Raw genomic sequence first — 13,471 nt, 5'->3', positions numbered from 1 at the left:
GGGCGCTAAACTTAATGCACTTCTCGCGTGAGCGTAATGATCAGCCTGGATTTCAATGTGCCTTGATAAAGCCCATCACGCTGCCGACTGAAAAACAATACTTTTGAGCCTTCTGCCCCAGTGATTGCGATGCCGTCAGGCTCCGTAAACCAACCGATTGTTTGCTCGCCCAGCCAGGCGCTCAGGCACCCGGCGCCCTCGCCCAGGGTTTGGTTCGCTTTAAGTTCGAGGGTGCATACGTTTGACGGTTTGTCCTGCAACGCCTGGGACTCTGCCGAGTCATCTTTGGCAGTCAGGGTCGCCTGCCATTTTCCGGCCAGTTCCGCGGGGTCCGCTAATTTCAGGCTGCTCGCCATGGCTGAATCTCCAAAAAACATCATGAACGTCGCCAATAGCCACGGGGTTCTCCTGTGGGTGAAGCGATCATGGATCATAAGGCGCTTTACTCCAGTCAAGGGGCAGAGAGCAGCGCATGTGCGCCGCCCCCCTGGCTTCACATCACGCAGCGATGTCCGAGTAAGCCGCCTGGCCCACGGTGCTGACCAGGAAATCAGCCACGCCCTGCCCGGAGAAGTCCACCGACAACAGGCTGGTACCGCCCGAAGAAGTCAACACCGCATCGCCTGCCGCACCGGTGAACGAGTTCACGAAATGCAGGCCCGCGCCATTAGTGATGCCGGTCAGGTCGATTTTGTCCAGGCCGCTGACAAAATCGAAGATCTGGTCGACGGCGCCTGGTTTCGAATCGCTGCTGGCCGCGAACACGAAGGTGTCCGAACCGGCGCCACCCCACAGCTTGTCCGCACCGCCGGCGCCGAAAAGGATGTCGTTGCCAGCACCGCCCTTCAGTTCGTTGGACAGGCTGTTACCGATCAGCAAGTCGTTGCCAGAACCGCCTATGGCGTTCTCGACCGCGACACCCTTGGCGATGGACACGTTACCCACCAGGCCGCCAACGTCGGAGAACGAGGCTTCATTGAGGTTGATCTTCTGGTTCTGGGTAAAACCGGAGAAGTCCAGGGTGTCCTTGCCGCCCGCATCCCACACCGAGAACACGACTTTGTCCGAGGACGAAGTCGCGCCGAGGAAATCGCGGCCGGCATTGGAATTGAAGCCGTAGGTGGTGTCCCCGGTTCGGGTGCTGGTGTTGGCGCCGTAGAGCTTCTGAATGGCGGCAATATCATCCATCAACGGGCCGGACGCATAGGCTTCGACGCCGCCCTTGCTGAAGTTCTGGCTGGTGTTGCTTTCGCTCCAGTAGCTCATGACGCTGTAGCCGCGGGTGTCCTGGCCGTAGGAGGCGTCGTTGTAAGTCGGAGCGCCTTCGCCGGCGTTGTAGTCGCCCGGGTGAGCCAGGCCCAGGGAGTGGCCGATTTCGTGTGTCAGGGTCTGACGGCCGTAGTTGTTCAGCTCCGGCGTCTTGTTGACTGGGTAGCTACTGTTGGTCAAGTACCAGGAAGTACCGTCATACCCCGCGCCCGTACCCGGCAGGTAAGCAAAGGCCGCCGCGCCGTCCTGGCCGCCGCTGTAGTTGCCGAAGGTCATGTGAGCGTCGCCACCGCTGCTCTTGTCGGTGAAGGTGACATTGGCCACGTCGGCCCAGGATTGCATGGCCAGCACCGCCTGGCCTTTTTGCTGCGCGCTGAACTGGCTGAACCCGGTGATCCCGTGCTTGTTCAGGGTGCTCGACGATGCCGAGGTCAAGAAGGTATAGGTGAGTTCGATCTTGCCACTGCCGTCCTTGTCCTGGTAGGCAGCGCCGTCGCGCAGCAACTGGGTGGCTGCCTGGTCGACGGAGAAAGAGGGTTTGCCATTGACCGTGAGGTTGCCGCCACGATCATACTGATGGCTGAAACTATTGATCTGGTTGAACGCTGAACTGGGAGCAGCCAGTGCTTGCAATGGCTGGAATGCCTGTTCGGCGGAATCAATAGCGGTGTTTTTTACTTTCGACATAAACACACTTCCTTGTTTGGCTATGGAGCAGTTTTTTTGGATAACGACAATCTCTGGCGAGATCGTCCTATCACTCGCCCAATGAAGGCGAAAGAAAACTGACACATTTTGAAATCGACCGTCTAGTGTTTTTTTGACATCAAATCGAGTTGCGTCTGCAAACACCCGGAAACAACGCGTGCGCTGTCGAAATATAATTTCCGGATTAGCCCAATCAAAGTAATTGTCCGACAATCAACAATTTAAATATTAAATAGCTGTAAGTTGGTTTCTGTTGAACAAGTCTCTGTTTCCGGCGGTGGTTAATATAAGTGCCGGCACGTTGCTATCAGTGTGATCGGCAGCGTGTTCAAAGCAGGTATCCGGCCCAGATTTTGCGATTCACCAGATCGGCGGCAATCTCGATGAACGCATCGCCGACAAATTTCGCCGCCGGACTGACGCGCCTGTCAGCGGGAAAGACCTGGACCAGTTTGCGCATCGGAACAGGGTCGACCAGGGGCGCGGCACTGAGCACGCCCGCTTCGATCTGCCGGTAAATCGATGCGAGAGGCAAAGCAGTGAAACCGAAGCCATTGCGCACCAGGTCGATCATGGCGCCGAAGGAGTCGGCTTCAACGCTGGTCCTGAGCTTGATCCCGACTTCACGCGCACAATTATCCAGAATCACCCGCAGGCTGTGCTTGGCGCTCGGCAACACCAATGACTGCTCGGCCAAAGACTCGAACGTCACCGGCGTATCCAGGCGCAGACTGGCGCTGGCGGGACCGACCAGCAGCAGGTTTTCCATCATCACCGGGACGATCCGCAGCGTATGCAGGGGTTGTGGGTCATAGGATATCGCCAGCTCCAATTCGCCACGCTGCACCCAATCCAGCAGGTAGCCGCTGAAGGCCGAGGAAAACCTGATGGCGAGATTCGGATGTGCCTCCTTGATCTTGCGCACCAGGGGCACGGTGACGATTTCAGCGACCGTCGGCGTAGTACCGATGACCACGGTTCCCCGAAAAGAAGTCTTCCCACCCACCACCGAACTTCGAATGGATTCCATTTCTTCCATGATTCGGGTGGCATGGGCCAGCACTTCGCGGCCGGCATCGGTAATTTCCATGCCCCGCCCATGCCGATCAAACAGGTAGGTGCCGAGTTCTTTTTCCAGCAAACGAATCTGGCGGCTGAGTGCCGGCTGTGCGATGTGAAGCCGGTCGGAGGCCTTGCTGAGACTGCCGAGCTCGGCCACATGAATCAGGGTCTTGAGTTGAACGACATCCATTATCAGGCCAGTCAAAGTCGGGGTCGACGCGAAATGCGTCGAACGTGGTGTCAGTGTAAACGCAATGGTGTTATCTGGTATGCCAAGGGCCCGCATCGCACGGGGTCTTGCGACTTTCGAGCCGGCCGTATCCCACGCCCACAGGGGTTGCGAGACCAGCTATAAAATTTCGGTATATCAGTTAGGCCTGGCTGACGGCTTATTAACCTCCTCACTCTGCGGTAGCGTGCAATCAACGTCGACGCCCCAGCGCTCGACTGACTACAAGAATAAGATTCGAGGGCTTGCGCCATGATCCACACCGTTACTCTTTGCCTGAGCTATCCGGCTCATCCCGTCAGCGAACAGCTGATTTCTCGCTTGCATCCCCCCTCTTCAGCCTTGATCGTCAATGGGTCAAAGCCGCTGCGCTAAGCGTACCTACCCGTCGAGCTAGCAATGTCGCAGACGCCCCAGGGTGCTCCTCGTATCGTCTCGCCTTGAAGAAAAGGGTGAACATCATGTCCGCATCAACTACAAACTCAACCGATCACGCTTCCACGACCGGTGCGTTGACCAGCAAGAATCGTGTCAGGGCCATCATGGGTGCCTGCTCAGGCAATCTGGTGGAGTGGTATGACTTCTTCATTTACGCCTATACCGCCATCTATTTTGCGGCTTCGTTTTTCCCCAAGGGGGATACAACCACCCAGTTGCTTGCCACCGCCGGCGTCTTCGCCGTCGGCTTTTTCATGCGCCCTCTCGGCGGCTGGATTTTCGGCTGGATTGCCGATACTCGCGGCCGCAAGGTCTCGATGATTATCTCGGTGTTCATGATGTGCGCCGGCTCGCTGCTGATCGCTGTCATGCCGACCTATGAAACGATCGGGGTCGCAGCGCCGGTGATGCTGGTGGTCGCCAGGCTGATTCAAGGGCTGTCTGTCGGTGCGGAATATGGCACCGGCGCTACCTACATCAGCGAAATCGCCACACCGGGTCGGCGCTGCTTTTACGGCTCCTTCCAGTACTTCACCATCATCGCCGGGCAGCTGCTGGCGTTGATGACCGTGGTCATTCTCCAACAGACCCTCACGGGCGAAGAGTTGCGCGAATGGGGCTGGAGGATTCCGTTCTTCATCGGCGCCCTGAGCTCGATCGTCGTCGTCTATCTGCGGCGCGCCATGCATGAGACTGCGACCAAGAAAGACATGAACCGCAAAGATGCCGGCTCATTGCGCGGCATGTTCAAACACAAACGCGCTGTTGCCCTGGTGGTGGCGTTCACCATCGGTGGATCGCTGTACTTCTATACCTTCACCACCTACATGCAGAAGTTTCTGGTGATCTCCGCCGGCTTCAGCCCGGAGACGGTGAGCTTCATCATGACCGCCGCCCTGGTCGGCTTCATGTTCTGCCAGCCGCTCTTCGGCCTGCTCGCCGACCGTATTGGCATCAAGGCCCACATGCTGATGTTTTCCGGGTTCGCCATGGTGCTGGTGATTCCCCTGCTGTATTCATTGCAGTCGGTCAGCAGCCCGTACATGGCGTTCCTGCTGGTGTTCGGCGGCCTGGCCATTGCTTCGCTCTACACCCCGATCGCCGGGATCGTCAAAGCCGAACTGTTCCCGCCTGCGGTGCGTGCGCTGGGTGTGGGCTTTCCGTATGCCGTCGGCAATGCGACATTCGGCGGCACAGCGGAATATGTGGCCTTGTCGCTTAGATCCCAGGGGATCGAGGAGTATTTCTTCTTCTATGTCGCGGCCATTGTGACCATTACCTTCATCGCCTCGATGCTGATGCCGAACCTGTCGCGCTACGGGTACATCAGCGGTTCCGGGGAGATCGAAGAGCGGACCGGGTTGAAGGGATGTGCAAGGCCGGACGCTGCCAGGGTCTGACGATGACCGATGTGTAACTTGAAAGGGCCCCTGTCATCCATGGGCCCTTTCTTGCGTCACCGAGTAGCAGCGCCTTGGCGTACTGAAGATTCCTACTCGCTAAATTCTTTGGGATACATCCCCCCCTTTCCCGTGTTGGGTGGCTATTGGATCGTTCCCACGCTCGTGCGCGGGAACGATCCATTGCAGGAGCAGCCGGTCAACGCTCGATTGCTCGCGTAAACCTGAACGCGCCACGTTTGTGTAGGAGCGAGCTTGCTCGCGATGAACCTGAGGGCGCCGCGTTTATCCAGGAAACCCGCGTTATCGTTAACGTACATCGTCGGAACGCCGCCCGGAGGAAGCTCGCTCCCACAGGGAAGGACATGTTGGCTCTGATTCGGAGTTGATCAGAGGGTTAGCCAAGCTATACCAAACGGGCATATCTCAAAGACAAAAACGGTAGTCGCAGTTCACTTCCGGCACTCCCAGAATGTGTGAAAACACAAAAGCAGCACTGCTTGGGAGATGGGCATGTCAACAGAAGCTGAACACACCGTAGGACAAGACTGGCAGGAGGACGTGTTCCGCGTGCTCAAGGCCCACGACGTCAAGCACGTGGTCTTCGTCCCGGATGCAGGCCACTCGGCGGCGATCCGGATGTCGTACGCAGACCCGGACATCAAGGCGGTCGTCCTCACCACTGAAGAAGAAGGCATTGGCTACCTCGCCGGCGCCTGGCTGGGCGGCGAGCGCGGCGCGCTGTTGATGCAATCCAGCGGCGTCGGTAACTGCATCAACACCCTGGCGCTTCAAGTCTGCGCCGGCTTCCCGTTGCTGATGGTGGTCACCATGCGCGGCGACTGGGCCGAGTTCAACGCCTGGCAGAACCCGATGGGCCAAGCCACCGAAGCCTCCCTGAACCTGATGAAAGTCATGACCTGGCGCGCTGACGTCCCGGAAGATGTCGCTCCGCTGCTGCACGGTGCCGCGACCATGGCCTTCAACGGTGATTCCGCCACTGCCCTGCTGCTCGGCCAGCGCCTGATTGGAGAAAAGAAATGGGTCAAGTAAGCGCAAACCACACCCTGTGCCGCCGCGAAGTGGTCAAGACCCTGCTGGCCGACCGCAAAGTCGTGCTGGTGGTGACTGGCCTGGGCTCGGCGTCCTATGACGTCATGGCCGCCGGCGACAACGATCTGAATTATTACCTGTGGGCCGCCATGGGCAGCGCAATCACGGTGGGCCTGGGCCTGGCCAATGCGCAGCCGAACAAGTCGGTGGTGGTGGTCACCGGTGACGGCGAGCTGCTCATGGGCTTCGGCGCTCTGGCAACCGTCGCGTTGCAAAAGCCTGCCAACCTGACCATCGCGGTGTTGGATAACGGTCACTTCGGCGAGACCGGCATGCAAGTCAGCCACGCCGGTTTCGGTATTTCCCTGGACCAGGTCGCGACAACCTGCGGCTTCAGCTGGACCGATGAAATCCGCGACATGGCAGGCGTGCACGACCTGCGCGAGCGCTTCGCAACCCGCGATGGGGTCAAGCTCGCGACGATCAAGATCAAGGCCGAAAATCCGCCACGGGTGCTGCCACCGCGTGATGGCCATTACGTCAAGAATCGCTTTCGTGCTGCCCTGGGTTTCAACCCGATCTGATTGCTCTTTGCCCGGACCCGGTCACGCAGGGCAGATGCCGTGCGTGACGCGTTGAGGAGAATAATAATGACTGACCGTAACTGTGAAGAACTCAATGCCATCCGCGAGGGCGTACGTGCCCTGTGCGCTGAATTCGATGCGGCTTACTGGCGCAAGGTCGACGAAGAAAAAGGCTTTCCGCAAACCTTCGTCAAGGCCCTGACCGACGCTGGCTGGCTCGCGGCGATGATCCCTGTCGAATACGGCGGCTCCGGCCTCGGTCTGGCCGAAGCCTCGGTGATCCTCGAGGAAGTGAACCGCTGCGGCGGCAACTCCGGCACCGTGCACGGACAGATGTACAACATGTTCACCCTGCTGCGGCACGGCAGCGAGGCGCAGAAAAGCTATTACCTGCCGAAACTGGCCAGCGGTGAATTGCGCCTGCAATCGATGGCCGTGACCGAGCCTACCACCGGCACCGACACCACCAAGATCAAGACCACGGCAATCAAGCGCGGCGACAAATACGTGATCAACGGCCAGAAGGTATGGATCTCGCGGGTCCAGCATTCCGACCTGATGATCCTGCTGGCGCGCACCACGCCCTTGGCCGAGGTGAAGAAAAAGTCCGAAGGCATGTCGATCTTTCTCGTCGACCTGCGTGAAGCCATCGGCAATGGCCTGACCGTGCAACCGATCGCGAACATGGTCAACCACGAGACCAACGAGCTGTTCTTCGACAACCTGGAAATCCCTGTCGACAGCCTGATTGGCGAGGAAGGCAAAGGCTTCAGGTACATCCTCGACGGCCTGAATGCCGAACGCACCCTGATCGCCGCCGAGTGCATCGGCGACGGTCGCTGGTTTATCGAGAAGGCCAGTGCCTATGCCCGCGACCGTGTGGTGTTCGGGCGCCCGATCGGGCAGAACCAGGGCGTGCAATTTCCGATTGCCGAAGCGCATATCGAGATCGAGGCCGCCGACCTGATGCGCTGGCGCGCCTGCGAAGAATACGACAACGGCCTCAACGCCGGGGCCAGTGCGAACATGGCCAAGTACCTGGCGGCGAAAGCCTCCTGGGAAGCCGCCAACGCCTGCTTGCAGACCCACGGCGGCTTTGGCTTCGCCTGCGAATACGACGTCGAGCGCAAGTTCCGTGAGACCCGTCTGTATCAGGTAGCCCCCATCTCCACCAACCTGATCCTGTCGTACGTTGCCGAACACCTGCTCGAGCTGCCGCGCTCTTTCTAATAACAAGAGAGATAACCCTCATGAGCCAGCCCAACGCTATCCGCCCGCTCGATGGCCTGACCGTCGTCAGCCTTGAGCATGCCATCGCAGCGCCCTTCTGCACCCGACAACTGGCCGACCTGGGCGCCCGGGTGATCAAGGTCGAACGACCAGACGTTGGCGATTTTGCCAGGGGCTACGACCAGCGCGTCAACGGCCTGGCCTCGCACTTCGTCTGGACCAATCGTTCGAAAGAAAGCCTGACCCTCGACCTCAAGCAAGACACCGCCATCGAGGTACTGGACAGTCTGGTGGCCACCGCCGATGTGTTCGTGCAGAACCTTGCACCCGGCGCCGCTGCGCGAATGGGGCTGTCTTTCGAGGTGCTGCATCAGCGTTTTCCGCAGCTCATCGTGTGTGACATTTCAGGCTATGGCGCGGGTGGTCCCTATGAGAAGAAAAAGGCCTACGACCTGTTGATCCAGAGCGAAGGTGGCTTTCTGTCGGTGACCGGTGGCTCGGGCGAAGAAGAAATGGCCAAGGCCGGGTGTTCGATCGCCGACATCGCGGCCGGCATGTACGCCTACACCGGGATCCTGTCCGCACTGCTGCTACGGGGGCGAACCGGTGAAGGCAGCCATATCGACGTGTCGATGCTGGAAAGCCTGGTGGAGTGGATGAACTATCCGATGTACTACGCCTACGACGGTGCACCTCCGCCCCCTCGAGCCGGTGCCGCCCACGCCACCATTTACCCCTACGGTCCCTTCCCCATCGGTGACGGCACCACCGTCATGCTGGGTTTGCAAAACGAACGTGAATGGCAGCTGTTCTGCGACAAGGTGCTGCTGGCGCCGGAACTGGCCAGGGACGAGCGCTTTTGCGCCAACTTCAAACGGGTCGAAAATCGTCACGCACTGCGGGACTTGATCGTCGAGTCGTTCTCCACCCTCAACTTCGATGCCGTCATTGATCGACTGGACCATGCGCAGATTGCCAACGCCCGGGTCAATGACATGCAAGGGGTCTGGGAGCATCCACAGCTCCAGGCCCGTGAGCGCTGGCGAGAAGTCGAGACCTCTGTCGGTGGCGTTCCGAGCTTGTTGCCACCTGGCACCAACAACGCGTTCGAACCGCGTATGGATGCCGTCCCGGGCCTGGGTCAACACACCGAACAGGTACTCAGGGAATTGGGGCTGGGGACGGACCGCATAGCACAAATGCGTGCAGCCGGGGCGATCTAGCCACAACCACGATCACTGACCGACAGGAGAAATGACGATGAGCAGTTTAGATTTTTCAGCCTGGATTGGACGTCGCCAGGAAAGCCAGGACCGGATCAGTCTGAATCTGGTCAAACGCATTGCCGCGACATTGAGCGAAATGACGCCGCAGTCCGGCGAACCGCTTCCGCCCCTGTGGCACTGGGCGTTCTTTCAGGAACCGGTTGGCGCCAACGAGTTGGGCCCGGACGGTCATCCAGCGCTCGGCGGCTTCCTGCCGCCGGCCCACAACCGCAATCGCATGTGGGCCGGCAGCCGCATCGAGTTCTACCAGCCGCTGAAGGTGGAGGCGCAAGTGACCTGTGTCTCGACCATTCTCAACGTTGAAGAGAAGCACGGCCGCACGGGATCGTTGCTGTTCGTCACGGTACGCCACGAGTATTTCCAGGACGGCCAACGCGCCCTGCAGGATGAGCAGGACATCGTCTATCGGGAACCCGTTCCGCCCAAACTGAGCGGCACCGAAGTGCTCCCCGAAGGCGAATGGCAGGAGCAGGTCGAACCCTCCCCGACCCTGCTGTTCCGCTATTCCGCGGTCACCTTCAATGGCCACCGGATTCACTATGACTGGCCGTATGTCACAGTGGCCGAAGGCTATCCGGGACTGGTGGTGCATGGGCCATTGATCGCCACGCTAAACTTGCGTGCATTCACCCGCGCGCACCCGAACGCGCGATTGGAGCGTTTCACCTTCCGTGGGCTTCGACCGCTGATTTCACCCCAGCCCTTCGAGGTCGGCGGGCGGTTGCTCGGCAGCGGCAAGGCGCAGGTCTGGGCTGGCAACCAGGATGGCACCGCGCAGATCGGAGAAGTCGAGTTCAGCGAGGGAGAAGCACCATGAATCCATCAATCGTTCGCTCCGCCCTGTTTGTGCCGGCCACGCGCCCCGAACGCATCCCCAAAGCCATCGCCACTGGCGCGGACCGGGTCATTGTCGACCTGGAGGATGCCGTGCAGGAAAACCTCAAGGAACAGGCCAGGGACAATCTGCAGCACTTCTTGAGTGAAAACCGCCAGGCGCGGATTCTGGTGCGGGTGAACGCCCCGGATCACCGGGCGCATGCTGCGGATCTGCAGCTTTGCCGCCAGCATGTCGGTGTGATCGGGGTCTTGCTGCCCAAGGCAGAAAGCGCTGCACAAGTGCATGAAGCGGCCAGCACTGGCAAACCGGTCTGGCCGATCATCGAGAGCGCCAAAGGCCTGGCTGCACTCAACGACATTGCCGGCGCCCCGGGTGTCGAGCGTTTATCGTTCGGCAGTCTTGATCTCGGCCTGGACCTGAACCTGACCACCGGTAGCCGCGCCGCCGAAGCGTTCCTCAGCCACGCCCGCTACGCGGTATTGCTCGGCACCCGGGTTGCGGGCCTGGCCCCGGCGCTGGACGGTGTCTTCCCCTCGATCCAGGACACCGCAGGTTTGCATGATGCCGTTCAGTTTGCCCGCGACATGGGGTTTGGCGGCGCGCTGTGTATTCACCCAAGCCAGGTGGCGATCATCCATCAAGCGCTGACACCCAGCCCTGAAGAACTGCACTGGGCGCAGCGCATCATGGAGGCCGCGACCTCGGGCGAAGGGGTTTTCGTGCTGGATGGGCAAATGGTCGATGCGCCGGTCATCGGTCGCGCTCAAGCCATCCTCGCACGCGCGACCTAGCACAAGGTTTTTCAAAGCTGCGCCTTCAACGGGAGCAGCAACCTGCTTGCGTCTGCTACGTCTCTTCCGGCACTACCCCTCGCTCCTCCAGCAGGCGCACAAACATGGTCAGGCTTTGCGACACCGTGCCCCGGCGCCACACCAGCCAGGTGCGCAGGAACCGGAACGACTCCGACAACGGCCAGACACTCACCGTGGCGCACCCGGGCATGCTCTCGAGCATGCTGCGGGGCATCAGCGCCAGGCCGGCTCCGGCGCTGACGCAGGCCAGCATGCCGTGATAGGACTCCATCTCGAAAATCCGCCCGGGCACCGCTGCGTCCTTGGCGAACCAGCTTTCGAAGTGATGCCGATAGGAACAATTGGAGCGGAAGGCATAAATGCTCTCGCCATTGACATCCTGTGCGCGAAGAATGGGGCCATGGTTCAGCGGCGCGATGAGCACCATCTCTTCCTCGAAGGCAGGCACCCCTTCCAGGGCCGGGTGCAACACCGGACCGTCGACAAAGGCGGCGGCCAGCCGGCCCGACAGCACGCCGTCGATCATGGTCCCGGAAGGTCCGGTGGACAGATCCAGCTCGACCTTGGCGTAGCGCTGGTTATAGGCGGCCAACAGCTCGGGGATCCGTACCGCCGCGGTGCTCTCCAGCGAGCCCAGGGGGAACGAGCCTTGCGGCTCCTCGCCCGCCACCGTGGCACGGGCTTCCTGGACCAGATCGAGGATGCGCCGGGCGTAGTCGAGAAAACTCCACCCGGCCGGAGACAGGCGCAGACGGCTCTTCTCGCGGATAAACAGGTCCACGCCCAGATCCAGCTCCAGCTGCTTGATCCGCGTCGTCAGGTTCGAAGGCACCCGGTGTATGTGCTGGGCGGCCACGCTGATACTGCCGTGCTCGGCCACGGCTTTGAAAATCTCGAGCTGTACCAGATCCAAGTCTTTCTCCAAACGTGAACGATATGCTCAGTATTATTCAGTTTCCAGCAACCGCCCGCCAGCTTAATCTGAGCCTATACCCACCCAGCAGGACGGTGCCATGACCCAGATTTCCAGCCTCACCCATGCCATTTCGATCAACCCCGCCAACGGTGAGCAGATCGGCCACTACCCTTTTGAATCCGCATCGGAGCTGGACGCCGCCCTTGCCCGCGCCGCTGCAGGATTCTCGATCTGGCGCCGTACACCTGTCGAACAACGTGCCCAGGCCCTGGTCGTGCTCGCCCGGATACTGCGCGACAATGCCGCCACGATGGCGAACATGATTACCGTGGAGATGGGCAAGCCCATCACCCAGGCACGCGGCGAAATCGAAAAGTGTGCGCAACTGTGTGAATGGTATGCCGAACACGGCCCCGCCATACTGACCGCCGAGCCGACGCTGGTCGAAGGTGGCAAGGCGCGCATCGAATATCGCCCGCTGGGGCCGATTCTCGCGGTGATGCCGTGGAACTTCCCGATCTGGCAGGTGCTGCGCGGTGCGGTGCCAGCCTTGATCGCTGGCAATACCTACGTCCTCAAGCATGCGCCAAACGTAATGGGATCGGCCTACTTGCTGCGCGATGCCTTGCAGCGCGCCAACTTCCCGCAAGGCGTGTTCGAGGTGATCAATGTCACGCCGGAAGGCGTCTCCACGGCGATCGCCGATCCACGCATCGCCGCGGTAACCCTCACCGGCAGCGTGCGCGCCGGCATGGCCATTGGTGCCCAGGCCGGTGCGGCCATGAAGAAGTGCGTGCTGGAGCTGGGTGGCTCAGACCCGTTCATCGTACTCAACGACGCCGATCTGGATGAAGCAGTCAAAGCCGCCGTCATTGGCCGTTACCAGAACACCGGGCAAGTCTGCGCGGCGGCCAAGCGCCTGATTGTCGAGCAGGACATCGTCGAGGAATTCACGCGCAAGTTCGTCGAAGCCACCCGCCAACTGGTCGTCGGTGATCCACTGGCGACCGAGACCTATATCGGTCCCATGGCCCGCTTTGATCTGCGTGATGAACTGGATCAACAAGTCCGCGACACCCTGGAGGAAGGCGCGACCTTGCTGTTGGGCGGCAAGAAGGCTGAAGGTCCTGGCAACTATTACGAGCCAACGGTATTCGCTGATGTCACCGACCAGATGACCTCGTTCAAACAGGAACTGTTCGGCCCGGTGGCCTCGATCATTACCGCCCGAGATGCCGCCCATGCCCTGGCGCTGGCCAACGACAGTGAGTTCGGACTGGCCGCGACCATTTACACGCGCAATGTCGAGCTGGCCGAGCAGATGGCCGGCGAACTGGAAACCGGCGGTGTGTTCATCAATGGCTACTGTGCCAGCGACCCGCGCGTGACCTTTGGCGGCGTGAAGAAAAGCGGCTTTGGCCGGGAGCTGTCGCATTTCGGCGTACGCGAGTTCTGCAATGCCCAGACGGTATGGCTGGATCGGCGCTGATTGGTCCCTGTAGGAGCCGGCTTGCCGGCGAAGGCGTCCTCACTGGCGCTGCAATACTCGAGAACGTCTTCGCTGCGGTGCGGCGATCCGACAAGCCAGCTCCTACATGATCAGCTGCGTACCGATGACTTGTGGTCAACGCCAAACCCTGTAGGAG

At 60.3% G+C, this 13,471-nt stretch carries 12 protein-coding genes; 8 read left to right on the top strand and 4 right to left on the bottom strand.

What is annotated here, in order from left to right:
* Positions 1 to 11: 11 nt before the first annotated feature.
* From ACA067_RS13945 to ACA067_RS13935, 3 genes are all read right to left on the bottom strand, one after another.
* Entirely contained in the window at positions 12 to 434 is a 423-nt protein-coding gene (locus ACA067_RS13945) for an AprI/Inh family metalloprotease inhibitor (RefSeq protein WP_497462292.1), read from the bottom strand.
* A gap of 64 nt (positions 435 to 498) precedes the next feature.
* Complete coding sequence (locus ACA067_RS13940; protein ID WP_497462291.1) at positions 499 to 1,956, bottom strand: serralysin family metalloprotease; 1,458 nt, start codon at positions 1,954 to 1,956, stop codon at positions 499 to 501.
* A gap of 349 nt (positions 1,957 to 2,305) precedes the next feature.
* Positions 2,306 to 3,229, bottom strand: coding sequence for a LysR family transcriptional regulator (locus ACA067_RS13935; protein ID WP_497462290.1), 924 nt, complete (start codon positions 3,227 to 3,229; stop codon positions 2,306 to 2,308).
* Between the two features lie 500 nt (positions 3,230 to 3,729).
* Between ACA067_RS13935 and ACA067_RS13930 the strand changes: the two genes are divergently transcribed.
* The 7 genes from ACA067_RS13930 to ACA067_RS13900 all read left to right on the top strand — a co-directional run bounded on the left by ACA067_RS13930 (position 3,730) and on the right by ACA067_RS13900 (position 10,888).
* Positions 3,730 to 5,106, top strand: coding sequence for an MFS family transporter (locus tag ACA067_RS13930; protein ID WP_497462289.1), 1,377 nt, complete (start codon positions 3,730 to 3,732; stop codon positions 5,104 to 5,106).
* Positions 5,107 to 5,619: 513 nt separating this feature from the next.
* Positions 5,620 to 6,159, top strand: coding sequence for a thiamine pyrophosphate-binding protein (locus tag ACA067_RS13925; RefSeq protein ID WP_154851850.1), 540 nt, complete (start codon positions 5,620 to 5,622; stop codon positions 6,157 to 6,159).
* Positions 6,147 to 6,743, top strand: coding sequence for a thiamine pyrophosphate-dependent enzyme (locus ACA067_RS13920; RefSeq protein ID WP_497462288.1), 597 nt, complete (start codon positions 6,147 to 6,149; stop codon positions 6,741 to 6,743). The genes ACA067_RS13925 and ACA067_RS13920 overlap by 13 nt, the downstream gene beginning before the upstream one ends.
* A 66-nt stretch (positions 6,744 to 6,809) precedes the next feature.
* Complete coding sequence (locus ACA067_RS13915) at positions 6,810 to 7,973, top strand: acyl-CoA dehydrogenase family protein (RefSeq protein ID WP_497462287.1); 1,164 nt, start codon at positions 6,810 to 6,812, stop codon at positions 7,971 to 7,973.
* Between the two features lie 20 nt (positions 7,974 to 7,993).
* Positions 7,994 to 9,196 (top strand): CaiB/BaiF CoA transferase family protein, encoded by a 1,203-nt coding sequence (locus ACA067_RS13910; RefSeq protein WP_497462286.1) that lies wholly within the window; start codon positions 7,994 to 7,996, stop codon positions 9,194 to 9,196.
* A gap of 37 nt (positions 9,197 to 9,233) precedes the next feature.
* The gene (locus ACA067_RS13905; RefSeq protein WP_497462285.1) at positions 9,234 to 10,076 is read left to right on the top strand and encodes an HTD2 family dehydratase; all 843 of its coding nucleotides are present in this window, start codon (positions 9,234 to 9,236) and stop codon (positions 10,074 to 10,076) included.
* Positions 10,073 to 10,888: an HpcH/HpaI aldolase/citrate lyase family protein gene (locus ACA067_RS13900; protein ID WP_497462284.1), complete on the top strand. Its 816-nt coding sequence runs from the start codon at positions 10,073 to 10,075 to the stop codon at positions 10,886 to 10,888. Before ACA067_RS13905 ends, ACA067_RS13900 begins: the two co-directional genes overlap by 4 nt.
* A gap of 55 nt (positions 10,889 to 10,943) precedes the next feature.
* Here the strand turns inward: ACA067_RS13900 and ptrR are convergent, their stop codons facing one another.
* Positions 10,944 to 11,822, bottom strand: a complete 879-nt coding sequence (ptrR, locus tag ACA067_RS13895) for a putrescine utilization regulator PtrR (RefSeq protein ID WP_497462283.1) — start codon at positions 11,820 to 11,822, stop codon at positions 10,944 to 10,946.
* Between the two features lie 100 nt (positions 11,823 to 11,922).
* Here ptrR and ACA067_RS13890 point away from each other — a divergent pair, with 100 nt between their 5' ends.
* A complete protein-coding gene (locus ACA067_RS13890; protein WP_497462282.1) occupies positions 11,923 to 13,314 on the top strand; it encodes an aldehyde dehydrogenase family protein in 1,392 nt (463 codons plus the stop codon).
* Positions 13,315 to 13,471 lie beyond the last annotated feature (157 nt).

The organism is Pseudomonas sp. LBUM1674 (assembly GCF_059695635.1).
The sequence above is the reverse complement of the archived record's forward strand: the minus strand, read 5'-3'. Positions and strand labels throughout refer to the sequence as shown.

Excerpts from the sequence above, each read along its gene's own strand:
- ACA067_RS13925 (WP_154851850.1), top strand. The coding sequence starts at position 5,620 with ATGTCAACAGAAGCTGAACACACCGTAGGACAAGACTGGCAGGAGGAC.
- ACA067_RS13890 (WP_497462282.1), top strand. The coding sequence starts at position 11,923 with ATGACCCAGATTTCCAGCCTCACCCATGCCATTTCGATCAACCCCGCC.
- ACA067_RS13945 (WP_497462292.1), bottom strand. The coding sequence starts at position 434 with ATGATCCATGATCGCTTCACCCACAGGAGAACCCCGTGGCTATTGGCG.
- ACA067_RS13920 (WP_497462288.1), top strand. The coding sequence starts at position 6,147 with ATGGGTCAAGTAAGCGCAAACCACACCCTGTGCCGCCGCGAAGTGGTC.
- ACA067_RS13940 (WP_497462291.1), bottom strand. The coding sequence starts at position 1,956 with ATGTCGAAAGTAAAAAACACCGCTATTGATTCCGCCGAACAGGCATTC.
- ACA067_RS13900 (WP_497462284.1), top strand. The coding sequence starts at position 10,073 with ATGAATCCATCAATCGTTCGCTCCGCCCTGTTTGTGCCGGCCACGCGC.
- ACA067_RS13930 (WP_497462289.1), top strand. The coding sequence starts at position 3,730 with ATGTCCGCATCAACTACAAACTCAACCGATCACGCTTCCACGACCGGT.
- ACA067_RS13935 (WP_497462290.1), bottom strand. The coding sequence starts at position 3,229 with ATGGATGTCGTTCAACTCAAGACCCTGATTCATGTGGCCGAGCTCGGC.
- ACA067_RS13915 (WP_497462287.1), top strand. The coding sequence starts at position 6,810 with ATGACTGACCGTAACTGTGAAGAACTCAATGCCATCCGCGAGGGCGTA.
- ACA067_RS13905 (WP_497462285.1), top strand. The coding sequence starts at position 9,234 with ATGAGCAGTTTAGATTTTTCAGCCTGGATTGGACGTCGCCAGGAAAGC.
- ACA067_RS13910 (WP_497462286.1), top strand. The coding sequence starts at position 7,994 with ATGAGCCAGCCCAACGCTATCCGCCCGCTCGATGGCCTGACCGTCGTC.